This window comes from Zhongshania aliphaticivorans, from assembly GCF_902705855.1.
GTDB classification, from domain to species: Bacteria; Pseudomonadota; Gammaproteobacteria; order Pseudomonadales; family Spongiibacteraceae; genus Spongiibacter; species Spongiibacter aliphaticivorans_B.
Map to the genome: position 1 here is coordinate 229,571 of NZ_CACSIJ010000011.1, position 22,117 is coordinate 251,687.

The window sequence follows — 22,117 nt, forward strand, 5'->3', positions numbered from 1 at the left end:
AACAGTTTTTTGCTTAGTTTGTTACTTGCTCCAGTGCTTAGCGGTGCTGAAGGGAAATTGGCGTAAGCTGCGAGTAACGTTGTTAAAGCGGCACTGCTTGTCTAATGCCAGAATACTGCACCGCCCTTGATCCCGCTTTTGAACTCACCGAGCATCGCAGAAATTCAATGGGATGTTTTCAGCGAGGACTGTCTGAGCCGAAGGCGAGTTCCGCAGCGATCCCATTGGATTTTTGCGAGCGCAGGGTACCCAAAGGGTGAGTGATAGCGGGCGAATTTCTTGCTTACTTCTTTTTTCGCAAAAGAAGTAAGTCGCCCAGCGGGGGCGAAATAAGATCTAGTTAAATACTATAAAAATGACACACGAAATCAATCTTCTATTAGGTATTTTTGTGTCGCGTGTTTAACAAAGAAAATCGCCAATCTTCTAATATTTCACATAATCCACGAAGATCAGATGATTCACCAATAATCATTTTAATTCCCTGATATAGCGGAAATTCAGTGTTTTCGTCTATGCGGTAGTAGCGAAGAGTTTTGGTTGTTTCGTTGACGGGCCAAATGGACCACTCTTCGTTATGCTTAAAGAAGTTAGCAAGAGCATTGATTAGTTCAACGTAGGTATACTCGTGGTAGTTGCTCTCCTTGTATTTGTATAAATTAATTTTCTTGTGGTTAGCAGTTTCTATTTCGTTTATATCACTAACCGTGCCCACAGCGTACGCCTGACAAGCAACCAAAACTGCACCATGAAAATATTCTGCATATTCCATTGCAGTAATACCNCCCATTACACCATTTTTAGAAAGCAGAATAAGTTCGGAAACTGCATTTGTTGATGCTGTACACAGCGTCCTCAGTGGAGTGGATCGAAAGTCAATTTCTTTGTAATGCATTATTGAGTACCTAATGCCAGCACTTTGGTCCGATTGCGCAACTCAATATGTACTGGTTGACGCTTGCGGAAAATTTTTTCGAATGTACTAACAAGTCTATTATTCTTATCAGGCTTTCTGAAGGATTTAACTATTCACTTTGATCACACAGCTTTAGACGGCCGCCCAAATCTAGCGCATAGCGCCAGCCCCACACACAAAACAATAATCGGCATAGAGCCATACCGCGTAAACGGCGTGGTGCCACTCCGTGCGTGAACAACACCTTTTAAATTTCCGGCGGTAAACGACGGGATGCGCGTTCTAATATTGCCGTGGTGATCTACTAGCGCGGTGATACCAGTGCTAGTGACGCGGATGAGTTCGCGGCCATTTTCCAGTGCGCGCATTTGCGCCATTTGCATATGTTGGTCGGGACCAATGGAGTGGCCGAACCAGGCGTCGTTGCTGATGGTGAATAAGAGATCGGAGTCACCGGCGCTGCGGGCGACTAAGTCTGGGTAGGCAATTTCGTAGCAGATCGACGGCGCGAGCTGCCAGCCCTTGACCTGTAAGTGAGCTTGGTCTGGGCCGCCGCGACTGAAGCTGGACATCGGTAGGTCGAAGAATTTAATAACGCCGCGTATGTAGTGCGATAGCGGTACGTATTCGCCAAAGGGGACTAAGCGTTGTTTGTGGTAGATACCTTCGCCGCCGCTGATAACCATCACCGAGTTGTACATGTTTTCGTCAATGCGAGTGGGTATGCCGGTAATAAGCGCGCTGTTGTTGGCTTCGGCGCGTTCGGCTATGTAATCAAAATACGATAGGGCATTGTGGTATAGGGCTGGGATGGCGGCCTCTGGCCAAATGACCAAATCTGAGTCTGCCCACAGTTCTTCCGACGCGTTGTCGTACTGTTCTAAGGTGGCCCAGTATTGGGTGTAGGCCCATTTTTTCTCTTGCGAAATATTCGATTGCACTGCGCCAATGCGCAGTGGGGCTTTGCTATCTGCTGTTGTCCATTCATGTTTTTGCAGTGAAAAACCTAGCCCGAATAAGGCAACGCAAGCAGCTAGTGAGGCATAGCCATGACGCTTTAAGGCTTTGGGTGCGGTAATGCAGAGGGCGATTGCAGACCCGCTCAGTGCAACCCAAAAGCTAAGTCCGTAAACACCGACGACTGGCGACCACCCGGCCATCGCGGTGTGTAAATGCCCGTAACCTAGGTAGAGCCAGGGGAATCCGGTAAATACCCAGCCACGCAACCATTCTGATAAAACCCACAATGCCGCAAAGCCCAAGGTTCTGCCGGCAATACCGTCGCGAATCCAGCGGCAGTAGCAGTAGCCAAGGAGTGCGGGCACAAGGCCTAAACCGATACAAAATACGCCGGTCATCAGGGTGGCGAGTATTGCGGAGGTTTCGCCAAAATCGTGCATGGCAACATAAACCCATGACACGCCGGTGGCGAAGCTGGCGCTGCCAAAGCACCAGCTCAACAAAAAGCCTTGTTTGCTGCTTGCGGTGTTCATGCTCGCGGCAAGTGCGGCCATGGCGATGATGGCAGTCCACCACCAATCGAAAGGAGCGAGTGAGAGAGTAAGGCTGGCGCCGGCGACTGCAACAAATAGGTACTTAATTTTCACAGGGCAGTGATCCAAGCCTTCAAAATTTAATGGGGCCTAGTGTAGCGATGGCCTCTGTTGGGTGCTAGCGCAAATATGTGAATTAACGCGGGCGGGCCTCGCTGCTTGCGGTGATGGGGATTGGTGTGTTGTCGCCTTGGTCTTCATCCTTGTCACCGGTGCTGGCAATAAGGTATTCGGGTTTGGGCGTTTTTTCGGGGAAGCGGTCGGTGAGTGGTTGGGGGCTGCCACTGTTGTCGATAAGGTAAACGTGGCGGCGGGTTAAAGCACGGGCTTCTTTTACACCGCAGGAATGGGCGATAACACCGACTTCATGCATTAAATTTAGGGCGTAATTTTTAACACGGGTGGCTTTATCCGCGGGCACTAAGCCGCGCTGTAATTCTGGGTCGTGGGTAGTGATGCCAGTGGGGCAGGTGTTTTTATTACATTGCAGGGCTTGGATACAGCCCAAAGCAAACATAAAGCCACGGGCGCTAACAATAAAATCGGCACCTACGCATAAAGCCCACGCTGCTTCCGCTGGGTTAATCATCTTGCCCGAGGCGATGACTTTAATGCGCTTGCGCAAATTGTATTCGTTTAATTTATCGACCACCAAGGGAAGGCTGCGGCGAATGGGTAGGCCAACATAGTCCATTAAACTTTGCGGCGCGGCGCCGGTGCCGCCATCGGCGCTGTCGATGGTAATAAAATCGGGGGCGTATTTTAAGCCCCGTTTATGAATGATTTCGCCTAGCTCATCTAGCCATTCAGAAAAGCCGATAACGGCTTTAAAGCCGACCGGTTTGCCGGTGAGCTCGCGAATTCGCACCACCATATCTAGGAGTTGGTCGATATTGTGGATGTCGGTGTGACCATTGGGACTAATGGAATCTTTGCCGATTTCAATACCGCGAATATTGGCAACTTCTTCGGTGACTTTGCCGCCGGGTAAAATACCACCTTTGCCAGGCTTGGCACCTTGGCTGAGTTTGATTTCGATCATTCGCACTTGTGGGTGGGCGGCGATGGCTTTGAGTTTCTCGTCGCTGAGATGACCTTCGGCGTCGCGCACGCCGTATTTGGCGGTGCCAATTTGAAACACAATGTCGCAGCCCGCTTCTAGGTGGTAGGGCGATAAACCACCTTCGCCGGTATTGAGCCAAATGCCGGCTTCTTTGGCGCCGGCGCTCAGAGCGCGGATAGCGGGTTTGGAAATAGCGCCAAAGCTCATACCGGAAATATTAAAAATAGCCGAGCTGGTATAGGGGTGCTTGGCAAAGCCTTCGCCGATGGTGACGGCGTGGGTGGGCGCGGCATCTTGGCTTAAAGTGGGGAACAGGCAGTTCATGAACAAGACTTCATTGGCTTGGGTTAGTGGCCGTGTAGACCCAAAGGCAATGGTGGTGTCGATATTTTTAGCGGCGCGGTATACCCACGAGCGCTGCGAGCGGTTAAAGGGCAGCTCTTCGCGATCCATGGCAAAAAAGTACTGGCGGAAAAACTCACCAAGATGCTCAAAAATATAACGGAAACGCCCAATAACGGGATAGTTACGGCGTATAGCGTGCTGGGTTTGGGTGATGTCGCTGATGTAAATGTAGACCAGATAGACCGCGCCTACGCCGAGCGCGAGTAAGAATAACAAGGCGCTGTATTCGATAAAGGTACTGGCGATTTTGTTGAGGGTGTCTAGGGTGTGGTCGGACATACTGGCCTCTACGCTGGTAAAAATGAGCGATAACTAGGGTCATTGTAGACCCTAAATGAGACAGAAGTTCGAGGAGGTGGAATATTTTCCACCCCTTTGAAGTTGAGATTTACAGCGTATTAGCTTTCTTCAAGTTTACGCATTCTGAGTAAATGAATTTGCCGGCTGTCGGCATTAACCACTTTAAATTCGTAATCTTCGAGTCGCGTTATTTCATTGCGACTGGGCAGATGGCCAAAGGCTTTGAGTAATAGCCCGCCGATAGTGTCGAACTCTTCGTCGCTAAAGCGCGCGCTAAAGTAGTCGTTGAAGTCTTCGATGGGAGTGAGTGCTTGCACCACAAAGTCGTTGTCGGCGATCTTGCGAATAGGTAGATCGTCGTCCTCGTCATATTCGTCTTCGATCTCGCCGACGATTTGCTCGAGTATGTCTTCAATGGTGATAAGGCCAGCCGCGCCGCCGTATTCATCAATTACCACCGCCATGTGGTGGCGTTTTTCGCGGAAGTCCCGTAGCAGCACGTTTAAGCGTTTGCTCTCTGGTACCAGTGTGGCGGGGCGCAATATGTCGCGGATGTCGATGTCGGCGCTGTTCTCAAATTTCCACAGCAGAGGCAGTAAATCCTTTGATAGCAAAATGCCTAAGACATTGTCGAGGGTATCGCCAATGACGGGATAGCGAGAGTGGCCAGTATCGATGATGATAGGGAGTAATTCGCTGAGGGGCTGATCTGCCTTTAGTACCACCATCTGAGGGCGTGGAACCATGATTTCTCTGGCCTGCATATCACTGATATGCATAGCGCCTTCAACAATACTGATTGCATCGTCATCTATGACTTCGTTCTGTTTGGCGACAGCAAGTAATTCAAACAGATCTTCCCGTGTTTTGGGTTCAGATGAAAAAGCATGGGCAATTTTTTCGATCCAAGATTTATCACTTGGATCGTTGCTAGATCGATCTTCGCTCATGGTTTTGGGTGCTGTCCTCACAAAATAGGGGTATAGGGATTGCTGATATTAAGGGTTTTTAATAGCGCAATTTCAAGCGCTTCCATTTCTTCGGCTTCGTCATCTGCAATATGGTCGTAGCCGAGGAGGTGGAGTGTACCGTGAATTACCATATGCGCCCAGTGGTCTAGGCAGGCTTTGTGCTGCTCGTTCGCCTCACGTTCTACGACTTGTTTGCAAATGGCAAGGTCGCCAAGCAGGGGAAGTTCGAGCTCTGGCGGTAGATCGGCGGGGAACGATAATACATTGGTTGGGCCTGATTTTTGCCGGTATTGCATGTTTAATTCGGCACTTTCGACCTCGTCGACGAGGCGAATACTGAGTTCGGCCTCGTCGAGCCGCCCTTGGATAGCAGTTTTGGCCCACAGTACAAATTGCGCTTCGGTTGGTAGCGTGGTTGCGTCGCAAGCTATTTGTAGGTCGAGTTCTAGCTCAGTTTCGGTGTTCATCGTGGGGCGTCGTTGCTCGCCTCAAACGCGGCGTAGGCTTCAACGATGCGTTGTACTAAGGGGTGGCGAATGACGTCTTTGGCGGCAAAGTGGGTCATGCTAATACCGTCAATATTGCCTAACACCTTCATGACGTGAATAAGCCCCGACGGTGTGCCGCGGGGTAAATCGATCTGGGTGGCGTCGCCGGTAATGACCGCGGTGGAGCCGAAGCCGATGCGGGTCAGAAACATTTTCATTTGTTCGCGGGTCGTGTTTTGCGCTTCATCCAAAATGATATAAGAATCGCTCAGAGTTCGGCCGCGCATATAGGCCAGTGGCGCGATTTCAATAATATTGCGTTCAATCAATTTGGTGACAGTTTCGACGCCGAGCATTTCGTATAGCGCATCGTAAAGTGGGCGCAGATACGGATCGATTTTCTGGGCGAGATCACCTGGCAGAAAGCCGAGCTTTTCTCCGGCTTCGACCGCTGGCCTAACAAGCAGAATGCGCTGCACTTCATTTGAAATTAAGGCTTCAACCGCGCAGGCAACGGCAAGATAGGTTTTGCCGGTTCCCGCAGGACCGATGCCAAAATTAATATCGCAGTTTTGAATGGCTTTTACGTAGAGTTGTTGATTTTTACCGCGGGGCTTGATGCTGGCCTTTTTGGTTTGAATCACTATCGGTACGTCATCGCTGCTAGCGGGGCGGCTCAGTTGTTCGATACCTGCTTCTTGGAGGTGCAGGTGTACGATGTCAGTATTAAGGGTGCTACCGTTTTGGCTCTCGTGATAAAGCTGTTTGATCAGCTGCACTGCATCATCAACGGCGCTGGTTTGACCGTTGATTTGAAAGGTATTGGCTCGTGCTGCAATGCGCACGTGAAGACGCTGTTCGATTAATTTGAGGTTGGCGTCGAAGTGACCGCACAGCTCGGCTAGTAGCCGGCTGTCGTTGGGTTCAAGGGTGAGTACGCGCTGAGTGTCTGTTGCAGTCAATGGGTCACCGAGTGCCGTATAGGGGCAAATTAGAGAGTATAAAAAACATCAGTTTATAGGTTATCGTCTTAACACCGTTCACCGCGCAGCGAATTGGAATACGCTTGCAGAATATTCACGTCAACGAATTGGCCAATAACGGCTTGATCAGCGCAGGGAAAGTTAACGACTCGGTTGTTTTCAGTTCGGCCTTGTAATTCGCCGGGGTCTTTGCGGGAGACGCCGGTCACTAAAATACGTTGCTGTGTTCCGACCATTTGACGACTGATTTGGGCGGCGTTTTGTAAAATATGGTGTTGGAGTGTTGCTAGCCGTTCTTTTTTGACTTCCTCTGGGGTGTCGTCAGGCAGTTGTGCGGCTGGCGTGCCAGGGCGAGCGCTGTAAATAAAGCTAAAGGAATGGTCGAAGCCAATATCTTTAATGAGCTGCATGGTGTTATTAAAGTCGTCGTCGGTTTCACCGGGGAAGCCAATAATAAAATCAGATGACAAGCTAAGATTTGGGCGTATGGTTTTTAGCTTGGCAATTTTGGCGCGGTATTCGTCGGCGGTGTGGCCGCGCTTCATAGCAGCCAAAATGCGGTCGCTGCCGTGTTGTACTGGTAGGTGTAAATGGTTGACCAATTCGGGCACGGTGGCATAGGCCTGAATTAGTGCTTCGCTGAATTCAACGGGGTGCGAGGTCGTGTAGCGAATACGATCAATACCGTCTATTTGGGCAACAAAGTGAATGAGCTCGGCAAAGTCGATGATGTCACCCTCGTGATTTTCACCGCGATAGGCGTTTACATTTTGGCCCAGCAAGTTCACTTCGCGCACGCCTTTTGCCGCTAGTTGCGATACTTCTACAATGACGTCTTCAAATGGGCGGCTGACTTCTTCGCCGCGGGTATAGGGCACTACACAGAAGGTGCAGTATTTTGAACAGCCTTCCATAATCGAAACGAAGGCGCTGGGGCCGTCGACACTAGGTTCTGGGAGTGAGTCGAACTTCTCTATTTCTGGGAAGGTGACGTCGACTACAATCGGGCCGTCGATTTTTTTTGCGTCGAGCATGTTCGGCACGCGGTGCAAGGTTTGCGGCCCGAAAATGAGATCCACATAGGGGGCGCGTTTGCCAATATCGCTGCCTTCTTGGCTGGCAACACAGCCGCCAACACCAATTTTTAAATTGGGGTTTTTGTCTTTGAGCTTTTTCCATCGGCCTAGCTGATGGAAGACTTTTTCCTGCGCTTTTTCGCGAATTGAACAGGTGTTTAGCAGCAGTACATCGGCCTCTTTGGGGTCGTCGGTTAGCACCATGCCGTGACTGACGCCGAGCAAATCCTGGATGCGCGATGAGTCGTACTCGTTCATCTGGCAGCCGTGGGTTTTGATGAACAGCTTTTTAGGCTTGTCAGCGGCGATTGGGGNCGCCGTCACCGATGCTGGGCTGGCGTTATTTGACGTGAGTTCTTCAGGCATAAGGTGCAAACAGGCTGCTATTAAAATTGGGCAGGCATTATAGCGAAAATACCGTCTAAAACCCAGAAGTGCAGTGGATTAGGCAAATTTATGCTATCATCCGCGGCCCGGTTTTCCGGTGTATTACAATTTAGCAAAGCGCCCTGAAGCAGTACCAGAGACAATGGAAAGACTATGGCCCAAGCTCCTATTTATAAAGTCATTTTTCACAATAACAGCAAGGTTTATGAGCTTTACGCGCGCGCTATTTATCAAAGCGATATGTACGGGTTTATAGAAATTGAAGAGTTTGTGTTTGGCGAACAAAGTCAGATTGTGGTGAATCCGGGCGAAGAAAAGCTGAAAAACGAGTTTAATGGCGTGACGCGCAGCTATATTCCTATGCATTCAATCGTTCGGATTGATGAAGTCGAAAAAGAGGGAACGGGTAAAATCGTCGATTCTGATGGCGCTAGCAATGTGCGTCATTTCCCCAGTGTGCCGGGGCGACCCATTACCCGCACGCCTGATAGCGAATAAACCAATATGACGTAAATTGGTGTGAAAAATAATGAAAAAAAGGGTGCCAATTGGCACCCTTTTTTGTGGCTGCGCAGTGAGCGTTTAGCTTAGGCGTTGTTTTACCGAGGCCAGCTTCACGCAGGTCACAAATACCGCCATTGCGCGGTCAATTTCATCTAGGCTTGGCACGCTGGGGGCAATACGAATATTGCTGTTGGCGGGGTCCTTACCGTAAGGGAATGTGGCGCCGGCTGGGGTGAGTTTTACACCAGCTTCAGCGGCGAGTTTCACCACTTCTTTGGCTAGGCCGGGCAGGGTGTCAAAAGACACGAAATAGCCGCCTTGGGGCTCATTCCAGCTAGCCATGCCGGTATCGGCCAAACCTTCGCGTAGGTGCTTCAGAACAATATCAAAGCGGGGCTTAAGCACTGCGGCGTGCAGGCGCATATGCTCGGTGATGCCGTTGGCGTCCTTTAGTAGACGAACGTGGCGCAGCTGATTGATTTTGTCGGGGCCGATTTGCGACATACCCAAATGATGGGTGAATGCTTTCAAATTCGCTTTAGACATGCCAGCAAACGCTACACCGGCGCCGGCGTAGGTGATTTTTGAGGTGGAGCCAAAGAGGTAGACGCTGTCTTCGGTGCCGTATTTGCGGCAACTGTCCATCAAGTTAGCGAGTTCTGGGGCGTCATCGCTGAGGCTGTGAACGGCGTAGGCGTTGTCCCAAAAAACACGGAAATTGTCACTGGCGATGTTGCCAAGTTGGGCAATGCGGTCAACCACTTGGTCTGAATACACGGCGCCTGTTGGATTGCTGAAGCGGGGCACACACCAAATGCCTTTGATGGATGGATCGCTTTTAAGTAACTGCTCGACGGCGTCCATGTCTGGGCCGTCGTTATTTAGTGCAACGGTGACAAGCTCGATACCAAGGTGTTCGCACACACTGAAGTGGCGATCATAGCCAGGTACTGGGGCAAGAAACTTAACAGTGCCGTCTTCGCTGTTCCAGCTTTTAGCTAAATCGCCAAAACCCTGATGCAGGCCAAATTGGGCGGCCATATACATCAGTGTGAGGCTGCTGTTACCGCCGATAAGGGTTTCTTCTGGTTTTACGCCTAGCACGTCGGCAAATAAGCGTTTGCACTCAGGAATGCCGTCTAGGCCACCGTAATTGCGCAAGTCGGTGTTACTTTCGTTACTCAGATCATTGTTCAGAATTTCATTAATGCTGTCTGATAGGGACAACTGCTCCGCGCTGGGTTTGCCGCGGGTTAGGTCGAGGTTCAGGCCTGAGGCTTTAAACTGCTGGTATTCTTGGGTTAGTGAGGTTTCCCAGTCGCGCAGTTGTTCAGTAGTTGCTTGATCGAGTTGCAAAGTCATCACCTTAATGCGTGATCGCCATAAAATGCGATTGATCTGTAGAGTGTTGGGCGCGTCTAGCCGTGATGGCCAAACATGCGGGCGGGAAATTATACCTAGTTTTGTTTGCTACCAACACCCGTCAACACAGATTTGCTTGGTGCGGTACCTAGCGTTTGGCGTCGGGGAGAGTAACGCTGACACTACGTCCAGAGGCGGCGAGACGGAGTTGGTGAAGTTCTTCAATTAGCATTTGGGTGGCGTGGTGGCCGTAGTTAATGCGCTGCAAGCCGTCGCTTAGTTCGGTTTCGATGTCTTTGCTCATGGCTTTAGCGCGGCGAAGTTCAGACCAGTTTGAGTGCGGCTGGATGTACCAAAGAATGTCGTCTACCAACTGCAGGCTGCGGCGCAGTGGCGCGCTGTTACTGCCATGGCGTAGCCAGTGATAAAGGATAATGGTTGTCATGGGGCCGTAAAGCATATTGCCAATATTTACTGGCAGGTCGAGCTCTGTGGTTTTCTCATCTAACATTTCATGTACTTTGCGACGTAGGCGCGCGAGGCGTTTTTGGCCGACGTCGGCATTTAAGCTGCGTTTATCATTGAGTTTGATGCTTTGTAGCAAGTGTTGGCAGCAGGCGTCGACCTGTTCGCGCACAGCATTGAACTGATTTGCGTTGATATTGTGATCGCTAAATTTTTTGCTTATGGCTTTGAGTTCGGTTTCAAATTGTTGGCGCTGCGCAAGTGGTGCGTCGTCCCACTGGTTGAGGGTGTTAATTAATTGCCGGCACACTTGTCTGGCAGGGTGCAGTGGGTGCATGAAGACGCTGCGGTCTTGCAGCGCAAGCGTGCTGACGCTGGTTTGAAGTGTGTTAAGTGAGGATAAAATTCCCGACGATAATCTGCGTCGTGTTGCTAGCTGCTGAAATAGTGTGGCGACCGTATTGAGGAGTTCCTCGTCACTAGGCTCTATAAGCACAGTATTGCTGTTTTTGCTGTGACGGTAGGAGTGCAGTTTCAGTAAGCGTTGTAGCCGTGTTTCGGTCAGCGCTCTTTCTTGGGTGGAAAGGTTTTTTTCCGCCAGTTGTTGTTTTATGTGGCTAATCCACGCTTCTAAGTTATGAGTTTGATTTTCTACCGGCAGCGAGTTAAGTAGGTCGCAATAGAGTTTGCTTAACTCTTGAATGAGCAGGCCTTGAAACATGGTCAGGGCGTGATGCCTATGGCTTGCTTCGAGTTTTAGCGGTACTAAAATTTGCTGAAAGCCAGCCAGCACCGTGATGGGGGCGATTGCGCGACAAATAATGCGAAGTTGTGGTTTCTCGTGTTTAAAGTAGCTGTCAGATAATTTATCGAGGCCTTGCGCTAGTCGGTCTAGTTCAGGATGGCCGCCGATGTCGTAGGCGCGCTTGGTATTGAATGCGAGATTGATATGGTCTGCGAACAGACGAAAGGCCTCATCTTGGCCCTGCTTTACAGCGTTTTGTTGCGCTAGTAGCTCTGCCTGTTCGCTCGGATTGTTTGCGGTTAAGGCGCGGCGGTGAAAATTGTCTTCAAGGCGTTCAAAGTAGCGGTACAGGTGCTCGCCAAACCACAATCGTGATTGTGATTTCAGGCGGTCAGCTAGAAGTCCTGTTCCTGTTTGCAGCATGATGGTTTCCGATGTGCCTTTTTTTGATTTTTTCGGCACGTTTTCATACTTAAAAGTTTCACAAACATAGCACAAAAGTTTCTTTTTGTGCTGTTGAAATCATGCTGCGGCGCGGAAGAACCTTTGATTGTGAGTTCATTTACGGTTTTTCGGCAATGAAAGTAGCGCGGCGCGGTGCAGGATAGCCTTCAATGGTTTGGTTGGGATTCTCTGGATTGAGAAACTCTGCTAGAGAATGGAAGGTCATCCAGTCTGTGCTGCGCTGTTCCTCGCAACTTGTTTGACTCACGTCGATAAGCTTGGGTGATTTAAAACCGGCTTTCTTTAGCCAGCTTTCCAATGTGGCAGTGCTTGGAATAAACCACACATTACCCATTTTACTGTAACGTCCCTCGGGCACAAGCACTTCGCCGGCTTTGCCTTCAATGACTAGGGTTTCTAATACTAGCTGGCCCCCGCTACGCAGGCTGTCGCGCAGTGCAAGGAGGTGATCAAAGGGGGAGCGGCGGTGGTAGAGAATTCCCATTGAAAAGGTGGTGTCAAACGCCTGTAGTTTTTCTGGGAGGTGTTCAATGCCCATTGGCAATACGGCGACGCTATCGTCGTTTAAGTATTTTTGTAGCGCGAAATACTGCATAACAAAAAGCGGAGTAGGGTCTATGCCGACAACGAGATTTGCACCGGCGCCCCGCATGCGCCAGCAATGGTAGCCACTACCGCATCCTACATCTAATACCGTGCGGTCTTGGAGCGGTGCGATGGCGTCTTTGAGTCGATCCCATTTCCAATCTGATCGCCATTCGGTGTCTATGTGCACGCCAAAGAGCTCAAAGGGGCCTTTGCGCCAAGGATGTAAGCCTTTGAGGGCGTCGTGTAATTGTTGGTGTTGTGTGTCTGTGATGTTGCCGTTAGCGCCTACGCGAGATGCGTTAAGAGTTAGGGTATTAGGTACGAGATCAGGAAGGGCTGCAAGCGCCGCTTTCCAGCGGGGCAGATCGCCGTAGCGAGCTTCATTTAAACCGTCGGCAATCTGCTGCGGTAGTGCCTCGCACCAGCCGGCAAGTTCGGGGTGCTGGCTGAGTCTATTTAAAAATACGTGGTAGTCGATCATTTGATGGCAACGAGAGAGGCAAAATTAAAACATTGGAACCACACATCAATGCTGCTGAACCCTGCGTTACGCAGTCGCTGCTGATGTTGGGCTAGGGTTTCAGGCACTAACACGTCTTCGAGGGCGCTGCGCTTTTGCGCGACTTCTAATTCACTATAACCGTTGGCGCGCTTGAATGCGTGATGGAGATCGGTATTGAGCTCTTGAAGATGTGAGTCTGCAAAGATGATTTTTTCCGACAAAATAAGAATGCCGCCGGGGCGCATGGCGTCGCTGATGGATTGAATCAGTGCGGCGCGCTCGCTAGCTGGCACAAATTGCAGGGTGAAATTGAGTACCACAACCGAAGCGTTGCTAATGTGAGTGTCTTGAATGCTTTCGCAGCGTAATTCGATAGATTGCGGAATATCTGCAATATAGTCCTTGCAGCGGGCGACCATCGCCGGTGAGTTATCCACCCCGATAATGTGGCAATCGCGCTCGCCAATCTCCCGCGCCATCGCTAAGGTGCTGGCGCCGAGAGAAGAGCCTAAATCGTAACAATTACTGCCGGTCTGCGCGTACCTTCCCGCCATAACCCCCGTCATTGCGATAATCGTGGCATAACCCGGCACCGAACGCTGAATCATGTCAGGAAAGACCTCGACCACATGCTCGTCAAAGGCAAATCGAGCAAGGCTGGCTTGGGGCTGGGCGTAGATGGTGTCGTGTTTGGTCATGGGGGTATGGTTTGGATTTCGAATGAATAGTTTTAAGGTCGGCTAGAGGGGTTACGTTTTTTCAGTTGAGTTAATTCTGGGCTACGAAGTGTTGTGGATATGTATCTGATTTGAGCGGTGCTGTGAGCAAATCAGATACAGTTGATCCATCGTTATTATGGTGCGTCGTTAGCTTGCACCACGTTCGCTGTGCTTCGGGAAATTAACCCCATGGGGGTTGTGACCGTAACGAGGAATGTGCCGGCCCCAGCTTTGGCGCCAGGCTTAATTTGCACGCTGTAGTACAATGGCCCTCGAATATTCGTAGAGACTACTGTGTCGGAGCTCGTGCCGGAGATTGCTCCTTGATCAGTAGATGCAACGACAGTTGTACCTGCTGGTGGAACTTGGCCATTTTGATCTTGAATAGAAAATGTGACGGTTTGAGTGCCGCCGTCAAGATTGATGGTTGCAGGTAGAATGTCAATTACAAAGCTAGAGTCTGACATTACAATAACAATATCTTCTCTTACCGATATTGGCGTGGTTTCACAATTAAGCGTACCCGTCCCCGAGGTGCAGCGCAGGCCATCAAACCTTCCGTTTCCTTGAATTTCATCGCCGCTACAAACGCCGTCGTTATTGCTGTCGATAGTCGAGCCAGAGAAATTGCCGTCTTTATTGAAGTCTAAATAGGGTTCATTACTGTCACGGCAACCATTCTCGTTATAATCAGAGAATGCTTCTGGAAGGTCGGTAAATAATTCTCCGTCATAGCTACCGTTCGAAGGATTGGTGTCTTCGAATGATTCTTCGCCGATAGCGGTCGCTGTGATAGTAGCTCGGCCATCACCAGGGCGAGGGTTGGCTGAACGGAAGATGACGGTGCAGCTACCATTCAGTGTTACGCAGCCATTATCAACAATGCCGCCCTCTGCTGTGAACGTGATGGCGGTGCCATCGGGGGCTGGGTTGTTAAACCTATCTGCAGCTAAAATGGTTAGAGATGATTCTACGCCGTTGAATCTGAACCCCTCGATATTTAGCGGTGTTGCGCCGAGGGTGAAACTGTTTTGATCAATGATGCCTACGGTATTGATTAGCTGATTTGATTGCGCGCTGATTTGTTTCCCATCTTTAAATGCTTCGGCTTTTACGCGGACGGAAGTGGCAACGGTGCCGGATATTACTGTCGTGCTAGCAACGCCATCGGCATTGGTGGTTCCAGTCGTATTGCTAAGTGCAATGTCGCCAACGGTAGTGTTTAGAGAGAAGTCGACATCTAAGTTCGGTACAGGGCCGCCAGCTTCATTGTTGACCAAAAATGAAACGACCGCCTGCTCAGGTAGGGCGCCAGTACCACGTATCCCTATTAAAATGCGCTCGGAGGGCTGTTCCGGATTTGGAGGTAAATAGGTGATGGAGCCTAGCGGAGCGGCTGTTGTGGTGATTGATGTTGTTGCTTTTAGGGTTGTCCCGCTTATATTAGTTTGGGCGGTGATCTTATCAGGCCCCTCGCAACCTCTGGCAGTATAGGTTGTTGATGCTGTGCCACTTGAGTTAGTGGCTATCGCTGGTGATACCTCTGACAAACCTGCGCTTATGCATGGCGAAGTGAATAGCACGTCAGCTGAATCAAATACTGGAGTGTTGCTTCTGTCGACAAAAGACACGCTTAAATTCGCGCTTTGACCAGCTGTTAGTGATTCACTGTTGCTGGCGATCCGGTTTGCGGTAAATGTTGTTCCGTTATAAGACCCAAACCTAATGCTTTGATTTCCACCAATTGGTGTCAATGACGGCCCGCCATCACTGCTTCCGCCTCCACAGCCAGCAAATGAAAATACGGTAAACATTAACAGGCAGGTACGAAACAAGGCCTTCATAACGGGTGTCCTCTATCTCTTTAGCAATTCTGTTTTTCCATGAAGGGTAACAGATTATATGTTTTCTTAGGTTAGCGCAGTAAGTCACTAAGTATGAAGGAATATTAGTGAAATTTGCTGTTTTGTGCGGAAAACTTGTGATTGATGTTTGAAAAATGAGAGTTTGGGAGGGTGTGGGGTACGGTTTAAGGCTTGTTTATTCTCCTTTGGACGGCGGTTCTCATCCACCGATCGAGGACGGTGTACTTTTCGATAGACGAAAAAAACCACTGTTAGGTGGTTTTTTAGAATAATGGTAGCAAGGGGGCGGGGTTGCGGATTGATCAATAACAGGCTCAGGCCTGTTATTGCCCCTTCGGGCGGCTATCGCCGTCTAAAATACTGGTCGTATTTTATCGAACCGCACGGTGGTGTTTCGGGGAATTGAAGCTGACCCTGGCACTGGCACTGGGATGGAGCTGCATCATCGATTTGTGCGCATGCAGTGATTCCAGCATCTTCAGCCGCTCTATAGCTCGACCGCTTGGGTCGTGGTGCCATCGACGTACAAAAGACAATTACCGTATTGATGGAGAGGGGAGTAAGTTTGCGGAGCCTTGATCTACCTAATGTGGATTTAGCAAGCGCGGAGGGCCGTTTGATGTTTCAGGCATTTTCGGCATTCAGTGAGTTTGAGCGTAATCGTATCAGGGAGCGTACTCAGGAAGGCTTGGCAAGGGCTAAAACGAACGGTGTTCGCTTAGGAAGACCGGTGGCCATGTCAACAACAAAAGCTGTTCCGGTGGCCAAAATGGAGGGGCTGAGTCAATCTGGTGCAGCTAAGTGTCTTTGCCTTAGCTTGGTCACGGTAAAGCGACATTGGAATTTATAGTAATCGAACCCAAGCAGCGCAAAGTAGGCAAAGCTTTACATGCTGCTTAGGTCTGAAAGGGCTTTGCTAGTTGGTCGTAACTAAGCGCTGAAAGCTAAATGTCTCGCCAGTTTCTTGGATAGTAAATGAGAACAACAAATCAGCCTGCTGGTTGTTGGTTTTTGGTGTTTCTAGTTTGAAGCTGATTGAGCTGCCGGCACTAACGGTATCGCCGTTAACCAGCCCAACAAATCTCGGAGCAACAATTCCATTTCTATCTATGGCCTGAAGCGATGTTACATTGAAGTCTGTACCCAAGGCTTCTAGGCGAAATTCTCCTAGCGTGATTACGTCGCTCCCTATAATTGACGAATTGTTCGTGCCTTGGCTGGAATATGGGAGGCCTACTTCGTTCTCTGTAGGGTCGAAAATGCCATTCCCTTTTGTATAAAGTCTTACTTTGGGGGTGGAAGCTGTAATTGTGACGGAATCTGGATTGGAGTTCTCGGTGCCGTCGTTGACAACTAAACTCAGTACATAACTGCCTGCCTGGTCAGTTAAAAATGTTGGGGAGGCTTGGGTGGCATCGGATAAAGCTGACACACTGCCATTTGGTTTGGACACAAAGCTCCAAGAATAACTTAAGGTGTCGCCATCAGCGTCTGAGCTATTGCTGTTATCTAGTTGGGCAACGTCGCCCACTAAGACAGTCTGATCGGCTCCAGCGTTGGCGGTTGGGGGGCTATTGCCGCCGCTGCTAGTTACCGTAATCGAGTCGGGGGCGCTGTTAGCTTGGCCATCATTTACGATGAGCTGGAAAACATATTGCCCATCACGGTCAGGGGCGAAAAATGGGTCTACGTCAGTGCTAAACGATATCGTACTAGCGCTGCCACTGGGTTTGGAAGTGATAGTCCACGAATAACTCAGCGGGTCACCATCGGCATCAGAGCTGGCGGAGCCGTCCAGAGTTGCTAAAAACCCAGTTGTTACGTTCTGATCCGGGCCAGCGTTAGCAGTGGGGGCGCTGTTGGCAGTGCTGCTTGTTACCGTAACGGAGTCAGGGGAACTATTTAGCTCGCCATCGTTAACGACGAGCTGGAAAGTATATTGACCGTCTACGTCAGCTGAGAATTGTGGATTCGCGGCAGTGGTGTTTGAAAGAGAGCTGGCACTGCCGTTAGGCTTTGATGTGGTAGACCATAAGTAAGTAAGAGAATCGCCGTCGGCATCGGAGCTGCTGCTGCCATTTAGAGAGGCGAGCGTACCAGTTGTTACGTTCTGATCCGGGCCGGCGTTAGCGGTGGGGGCGCTGTTGGCAGTGCTGCTTGTTACCGTAATGGAGTCAGGGGAACTATTTAGCTCGCCATCGTTAACGACGAGCTGGAAAGTATATTGACCGTCTACGTCAGCTGAGAATTGTGGNTTCGCGGCAGTGGTGTTTGAAAGAGAGCTGGCACTGCCGTTAGGCTTTGATGTGGTAGACCATAAGTAAGTAAGAGAATCGCCGTCGGCATCGGAGCTGCTGCTGCCATTTAGAGAGGCGAGCGTACCAGTTGTTACGTTCTGATCCGGGCCAGCGTTAGCGGTGGGGGCGCTGTTGGCAGTGCTGTCCGGAGGGGTTTCCGGTGTTCCACCGCCACCGCCACCACACCCTACGATGGTGGCAGTTAAAATTAAGATAAAGATAGCTCTAAGTAATTGTCTAATTTCCATATGTTTAAATCCTTGTTTTGTTTATGCGGCCGGATTCTAGATGAATTTCCTATGTTAGTGAATACTTTTGTACTCGTAGTGGAAGCGCTTTCTTTTGGCCATCAAATGGATTTTGTGAAGTGTGTCCTCACTTCATGGGTCACATAAAAAAGCTAGATGGTAAGTCTAGGCGTTGATTTACTGAGCTTGTGGATATGGCTTCCGTCGTGTTTGGTATTTTCGATAGATGAAAAAACCACCATTAGGTGGTTTTTTAGAATAATGGTAGCAAGGGGCGGATTGGGCAGTAACAGGCTTTGGTCTGTTATCGCCCCTTCGGGCTGCGCCATGTATAAAATACTCGTCGTATTTTATCGAACCGTGCGGCGGTTCTCATCCACCCGCCGAGGGCGGCGTCCTTATCGGGAGACGAAAAAAAACCACCATTGGGTGGTTTTTAGAATAATGGTAGCAAGGGGCGGATTCGAACCGCCGACCCCAACATTATGAGTGTTGTGCTCTAACCAACTGAGCTACCTTGCCACAGTCTCTCTGTCGAGAGAAGGCGCGCATTTTCCAAGGATAAGCGCACCTTGTCAAGCGCGGATCAGTATGTGTTACACATTGAAGCGGAAATGGACGACGTCGCCGTCTTTAACGACGTAGTCTTTGCCTTCTAGGCGCCATTTTCCAGCGTCTTTGGTGCCTTGTTCGCCTTTGTATTGGATGTAGTCGTCGTAGGCGATAACTTCTGCCCGAATAAAGCCTTTTTCAAAGTCGGTGTGAATCACGCCCGCTGATTGTGGTGCGGTGGCGCCAACTGGGATGGTCCAGGCGCGAACTTCTTTTACGCCTGCAGTGAAGTAGGTTTGTAGGCCAAGTAGTTCGTAGCCAGCGCGAATGACGCGGTCGAGGCCAGCTTCTTCCATGCCGAGGTCGGTGAGGAATTCCTGTTTCTCTTCATCGTCTAGTTCGGCAATTTCCGATTCAAGTTTATTGCATATTGGCACTACGATGGCACCGTCTTCGGCGGCGATGGCGCGAACGACGTCTAAGTGCGGGTTGTTTTCAAAGCCGTCTTCGTTAACGTTGGCGATGTACATTGTGGGTTTTATGGTAAGTAGGTGCAGAGTCTTGGTGCGGGCGAGTTCCTCGCTGTCGAGTGTTAGTGAGCGGACAGGTTTGCCTTGGTCAAGATGCGCCAGTAGTTTTTCAAACAGGTTTTTGAGTGTGGTGGCTTCTTTGTCGCCACTGCGGGCAACGCGAACTACTTTTTGTAATTGTTTATCGATGCTTTCCATGTCGGCGAGTGCCAGCTCGGTATTGATAATGTCGATGTCGGCGGCGGGGTCAATTTTATTGGCAACGTGAATAATGTTGTCGTTGTCGAAGCAGCGCACTACGTGAGCAATGGCGTCAGTTTCACGGATGTTGGCTAAAAATTTGTTGCCGAGGCCCTCGCCTTTGGAGGCGCCGGCGACGAGGCCGGCAATGTCGACAAACTCCATGGTGGCGGGTAGTACGCGCTCGGGTTTAACAATGGCGGCCAAGGCATGCAGGCGTTGGTCCGGTACCATGACAATGCCGGAATTGGGTTCGATGGTGCAGAACGGGAAATTGGCCGCGTCAATGCCGGCATTGGTCAGTGCATTGAAGAGGGTGGACTTGCCGACATTGGGTAGTCCGACGATGCCGCAGTTAAATCCCATGTGATATTACCCTTGTTTGTAGCTGTGTAGTTGGTTCATGGCTTTGGCCCAGTCGCCACGGACTGCGTCTTCTAGCGTGCGAAGTGCTTCGTCTATGCAGTGATCGATGCTGATCCGCTCGTCCGTTGGTGGCTTGCCAAGTACGTAATTGGTAACTTGAGAGGCGTGGCCGGGATGGCCGATACCGACTCTGAGTCGATGAAATTTACTATTGTTGCCGAGTTGGGCAACTGTGTCGCGCAGGCCGTTATGCCCACCGTGACCGCCACCATTTTTGTAACGTGCGGTGCCGGGGGGGATATCCAGTTCGTCGTGGGCGACGAGTATGGCTTCTGGTGGAATTTTGTAAAAGTTAGCGAGTGCGGCGATAGCTTGCCCGCTGCGATTCATGAACGTAGTGGGAATAAGTAGGCGCAGGTCGTGGCCGTGGTAATGAACTCTGGCCGTGTCGCCAAAAAATCGCGGTTCGCTATTGAGTGCGCAGCCTTGTTGCCGGGCTAGCTCTGAAACAAACCAGGCGCCCGCATTGTGACGTGTATCGTGATATTGCGGGCCGGGATTAGCCAGCCCAACTATCAGTTTTATCGTTTCCAATGGGGCGCCTGTTACTGTTAGCCCCGGAGGGCCGTCAGCTTACTCTTCTTCTGATGCAGCTTCGTCATCGCTGTCATTGCCGCCGCGTGGCGCATGTACAGTTGCGATAGCTTGGTCGTGATCTTCGCCTAGTGCCAGTGCGGTGCTTTCTACGCCAGCAGGTAGGGTCAGGTCAGAAATGTGCAAAGTAACGCCAGTTTCAACCGCTGCCATATCTACTTCGATGAACTCAGGCAGATCTTTAGGTAGGCATTGTACTTCGATGTCGGTTGCAGCATGAGTAATGTTGCCGCCCTGAGTTTTCACGCCAACACAGCTTTCTTCGTTTAAGAAGTGAAGTGGAACGTGCAGAGTGATTTTGGTGTTGGCATCAACACGCAAAAAGTCAGCGTGCAGTACTTTAAGCTTAGCTGGGTGACGCTGAAGGGCTTTAAGTACAACAGACTCTTGTTTGCCATCGATATCCAGAGTTACTACAGAAGTGAAGAAGGCTTCATCTTCCAAGAACCATAGGAGGTCTTTGTGCAAAATGCTGATCATTTGCGGTGCGTTTTCGCCACCGTAAACAATAGCCGGTACTTCATTTTCCAGACGACGTAGGCGGCGGCTCGCACCTTTCCCTACATCTGCGCGCGCTTTGGCGCTAACTGTGTAATCGCTAGACATAATAGTCTCCTTAATAACGCGAAAACCGCCGACTTGCGACCAGTGCGGCGGTAAATGTCGAAAAACGTTGTTGCTAAACGGTGTGCTTAGCGGAACAAGGCGCTGATCGACTCTTCATTACTGACCCGTCTAATTGACTCGGCCAATAGATTTGCCAGGGTAAGCTGGCGAATTTTTGTGCACTTTCTCGCGTCTTCTGATAGCGGGATAGTGTCGGTAACAATCAGTTCATCTAGCTCAGAGCTATTGATGTTCGCAATAGCGGCGCCAGATAATACAGGATGTGTACAGTAAGCGACAACTTTTGCTGCGCCATGCTGCTTAAGTGCTTCGGCGGCTTTACACAGTGTGCCGGCGGTATCGACCATATCGTCGACCAGTAAGCAGGTTTTGCCCTGTACTTCGCCAATAATATGCATGACCTGTGCAACACCTGCTTGTGGGCGGCGTTTGTCGATAATAGCGAGGTCGGCATCATCTAATTGCTTGGCAACAGCACGGGCGCGAACAACGCCGCCAATGTCAGGCGATACGACCATTTGATTTTGGTATTGTTGACGGCTGATGTCGTCTAGCAGAACGGGCGAGCCGTAGACATTGTCTACTGGTACGTCAAAGAAGCCTTGGATTTGCTCTGCGTGAAGATCAACGGTCAGTACGCGGTTAATGCCCACGCCGCTCATCATGTCTGCAACGACTTTGGCAGAGATCGGTACGCGCTGTGAGCGTACGCGGCGATCTTGGCGAGCGTAGCCGAAATACGGCACAACTGCGGTAATACGACCGGCTGAGGCTCTGCGCATGGCGTCTGCCATGACTATCAGTTCCATCAGGTTGTCGTTAGTTGGTGCGCAGGTTGGCTGTAGAAGAAAGACGTCAGCGCCGCGAACGTTTTCATTCACTTCTACGTAAATTTCGCCATCGCTAAATTTGCCTACGGTGGCGTCGCCGAGCGGCAGGTGCAAATGCTCAACAACTTTACGTGCAAGTTCGGGATTGGCATTGCCGGTGAAGACCATCATCTTGGGCACGGTCAGAGTCCTGTTGGGCATGTGTGTTTTTGAAAAATAAGGTGATAACTGGCGAGTTCACTAAAGCCGCGCAGTATTCAGATCGTTATTGTGCGCGACTGATTCTGAATAACATGCCGCTTTTGGCGGCATGGTGTAAAAATGGCTGGGGTGGTAGGACTCGAACCTACGGATGCTGAGATCAAAACCCAGTGCCTTACCACTTGGCGACACCCCAATAAACTTTTTAAGATAAC

At 50.3% G+C, this 22,117-nt stretch carries 18 protein-coding genes and 2 tRNA genes; 2 read left to right on the forward strand and 18 right to left on the reverse strand.

Features of this window, described 5'->3' with window-relative positions:
* Positions 1-1,038: 1,038 nt before the first annotated feature.
* The 6 genes from lnt to miaB all read right to left on the reverse strand — a co-directional run bounded on the left by lnt (position 1,039) and on the right by miaB (position 8,121).
* Positions 1,039-2,523, reverse strand: coding sequence for an apolipoprotein N-acyltransferase (gene lnt, locus GVJ32_RS05505; protein ID WP_235035054.1), 1,485 nt, complete (start codon positions 2,521-2,523; stop codon positions 1,039-1,041).
* A gap of 82 nt (positions 2,524-2,605) precedes the next feature.
* Entirely contained in the window at positions 2,606-4,216 is a 1,611-nt protein-coding gene (locus GVJ32_RS05510; protein ID WP_159239050.1) for an FMN-binding glutamate synthase family protein, read from the reverse strand.
* 119 nt (positions 4,217-4,335) lie between these two features.
* On the reverse strand, positions 4,336-5,187 hold the full coding sequence (locus GVJ32_RS05515) for an HlyC/CorC family transporter (protein WP_103682826.1): 852 nt from the start codon (positions 5,185-5,187) through the stop codon (positions 4,336-4,338).
* A 17-nt stretch (positions 5,188-5,204) separates the two neighbouring features.
* Entirely contained in the window at positions 5,205-5,675 is a 471-nt protein-coding gene (gene ybeY, locus GVJ32_RS05520; protein WP_159239051.1) for an rRNA maturation RNase YbeY, read from the reverse strand.
* On the reverse strand, positions 5,672-6,658 hold the full coding sequence (locus tag GVJ32_RS05525; protein ID WP_159239052.1) for a PhoH family protein: 987 nt from the start codon (positions 6,656-6,658) through the stop codon (positions 5,672-5,674). Before GVJ32_RS05525 ends, ybeY begins: the two co-directional genes overlap by 4 nt.
* A 68-nt stretch (positions 6,659-6,726) precedes the next feature.
* On the reverse strand, positions 6,727-8,121 hold the full coding sequence (gene miaB, locus GVJ32_RS05530) for a tRNA (N6-isopentenyl adenosine(37)-C2)-methylthiotransferase MiaB (protein WP_286187559.1): 1,395 nt from the start codon (positions 8,119-8,121) through the stop codon (positions 6,727-6,729).
* Between the two features lie 174 nt (positions 8,122-8,295).
* Between miaB and GVJ32_RS05535 the strand changes: the two genes are divergently transcribed.
* The gene (locus GVJ32_RS05535) at positions 8,296-8,640 is read left to right on the forward strand and encodes a DUF1820 family protein (protein ID WP_200841344.1); all 345 of its coding nucleotides are present in this window, start codon (positions 8,296-8,298) and stop codon (positions 8,638-8,640) included.
* 84 nt (positions 8,641-8,724) lie between these two features.
* Here GVJ32_RS05535 and GVJ32_RS05540 read toward each other — a convergent pair whose 3' ends face one another.
* The 5 genes from GVJ32_RS05540 to GVJ32_RS05560 form a co-directional block, all read right to left on the reverse strand.
* Entirely contained in the window at positions 8,725-10,002 is a 1,278-nt protein-coding gene (locus GVJ32_RS05540; RefSeq protein ID WP_159239053.1) for an aminotransferase class I/II-fold pyridoxal phosphate-dependent enzyme, read from the reverse strand.
* A 154-nt stretch (positions 10,003-10,156) separates the two neighbouring features.
* Entirely contained in the window at positions 10,157-11,680 is a 1,524-nt protein-coding gene (locus GVJ32_RS05545) for a DUF1631 family protein (RefSeq protein WP_159239054.1), read from the reverse strand.
* Positions 11,681-11,780: 100 nt separating this feature from the next.
* The gene (gene cmoB, locus GVJ32_RS05550; protein ID WP_159239055.1) at positions 11,781-12,752 is read right to left on the reverse strand and encodes a tRNA 5-methoxyuridine(34)/uridine 5-oxyacetic acid(34) synthase CmoB; all 972 of its coding nucleotides are present in this window, start codon (positions 12,750-12,752) and stop codon (positions 11,781-11,783) included.
* Positions 12,749-13,471 (reverse strand): carboxy-S-adenosyl-L-methionine synthase CmoA, encoded by a 723-nt coding sequence (gene cmoA / locus GVJ32_RS05555; RefSeq protein ID WP_159239056.1) that lies wholly within the window; start codon positions 13,469-13,471, stop codon positions 12,749-12,751. Before cmoA ends, cmoB begins: the two co-directional genes overlap by 4 nt.
* Before the next feature lie 155 nt (positions 13,472-13,626).
* On the reverse strand, positions 13,627-15,336 hold the full coding sequence (locus tag GVJ32_RS05560) for an Ig-like domain-containing protein (RefSeq protein WP_159239057.1): 1,710 nt from the start codon (positions 15,334-15,336) through the stop codon (positions 13,627-13,629).
* A 568-nt stretch (positions 15,337-15,904) separates the two neighbouring features.
* On the opposite strand from GVJ32_RS05560, the gene GVJ32_RS05565 reads away from it, so the two are divergent.
* Entirely contained in the window at positions 15,905-16,207 is a 303-nt protein-coding gene (locus GVJ32_RS05565) for a recombinase family protein (protein WP_235035075.1), read from the forward strand.
* Positions 16,208-16,273: 66 nt separating this feature from the next.
* On the opposite strand, the gene GVJ32_RS05570 is transcribed toward GVJ32_RS05565, so the two are convergent.
* The 7 genes from GVJ32_RS05570 to GVJ32_RS05600 form a co-directional block, all read right to left on the reverse strand.
* The gene (locus GVJ32_RS05570; RefSeq protein WP_159239058.1) at positions 16,274-17,902 is read right to left on the reverse strand and encodes a PKD domain-containing protein; all 1,629 of its coding nucleotides are present in this window, start codon (positions 17,900-17,902) and stop codon (positions 16,274-16,276) included.
* Between the two features lie 445 nt (positions 17,903-18,347).
* Positions 18,348-18,424: transfer RNA gene (locus tag GVJ32_RS05575), tRNA-Met, on the reverse strand.
* Between the two features lie 74 nt (positions 18,425-18,498).
* Positions 18,499-19,590 (reverse strand): redox-regulated ATPase YchF, encoded by a 1,092-nt coding sequence (gene ychF / locus GVJ32_RS05580; protein ID WP_159239059.1) that lies wholly within the window; start codon positions 19,588-19,590, stop codon positions 18,499-18,501.
* Between the two features lie 6 nt (positions 19,591-19,596).
* Positions 19,597-20,184: an aminoacyl-tRNA hydrolase gene (pth, locus tag GVJ32_RS05585; protein WP_159239060.1), complete on the reverse strand. Its 588-nt coding sequence runs from the start codon at positions 20,182-20,184 to the stop codon at positions 19,597-19,599.
* Positions 20,185-20,223: 39 nt separating this feature from the next.
* Entirely contained in the window at positions 20,224-20,850 is a 627-nt protein-coding gene (locus GVJ32_RS05590; protein ID WP_200841346.1) for a 50S ribosomal protein L25/general stress protein Ctc, read from the reverse strand.
* Between the two features lie 86 nt (positions 20,851-20,936).
* On the reverse strand, positions 20,937-21,869 hold the full coding sequence (locus GVJ32_RS05595; protein ID WP_159239341.1) for a ribose-phosphate pyrophosphokinase: 933 nt from the start codon (positions 21,867-21,869) through the stop codon (positions 20,937-20,939).
* Positions 21,870-22,023: 154 nt separating this feature from the next.
* A tRNA-Gln gene (locus tag GVJ32_RS05600) sits at positions 22,024-22,098 on the reverse strand.
* Between the last annotated feature and the right edge of the window lie 19 nt (positions 22,099-22,117).

Coding starts and splice junctions, on each gene's coding strand:
- GVJ32_RS05510 (WP_159239050.1), bottom strand. CDS start 4,216: ATGTCCGACCACACCCTAGACACCCTCAACAAAATCGCCAGTACCTTT.
- GVJ32_RS05515 (WP_103682826.1), bottom strand. CDS start 5,187: ATGAGCGAAGATCGATCTAGCAACGATCCAAGTGATAAATCTTGGATC.
- ybeY (WP_159239051.1), bottom strand. CDS start 5,675: ATGAACACCGAAACTGAGCTAGAACTCGACCTACAAATAGCTTGCGAC.
- GVJ32_RS05535 (WP_200841344.1), top strand. CDS start 8,296: ATGGCCCAAGCTCCTATTTATAAAGTCATTTTTCACAATAACAGCAAG.
- cmoB (WP_159239055.1), bottom strand. CDS start 12,752: ATGATCGACTACCACGTATTTTTAAATAGACTCAGCCAGCACCCCGAA.
- cmoA (WP_159239056.1), bottom strand. CDS start 13,471: ATGACCAAACACGACACCATCTACGCCCAGCCCCAAGCCAGCCTTGCT.
- GVJ32_RS05560 (WP_159239057.1), bottom strand. CDS start 15,336: ATGAAGGCCTTGTTTCGTACCTGCCTGTTAATGTTTACCGTATTTTCA.
- GVJ32_RS05565 (WP_235035075.1), top strand. CDS start 15,905: ATGGAGAGGGGAGTAAGTTTGCGGAGCCTTGATCTACCTAATGTGGAT.
- ychF (WP_159239059.1), bottom strand. CDS start 19,590: ATGGGATTTAACTGCGGCATCGTCGGACTACCCAATGTCGGCAAGTCC.
- GVJ32_RS05590 (WP_200841346.1), bottom strand. CDS start 20,850: ATGTCTAGCGATTACACAGTTAGCGCCAAAGCGCGCGCAGATGTAGGG.
- GVJ32_RS05595 (WP_159239341.1), bottom strand. CDS start 21,869: ATGGTCTTCACCGGCAATGCCAATCCCGAACTTGCACGTAAAGTTGTT.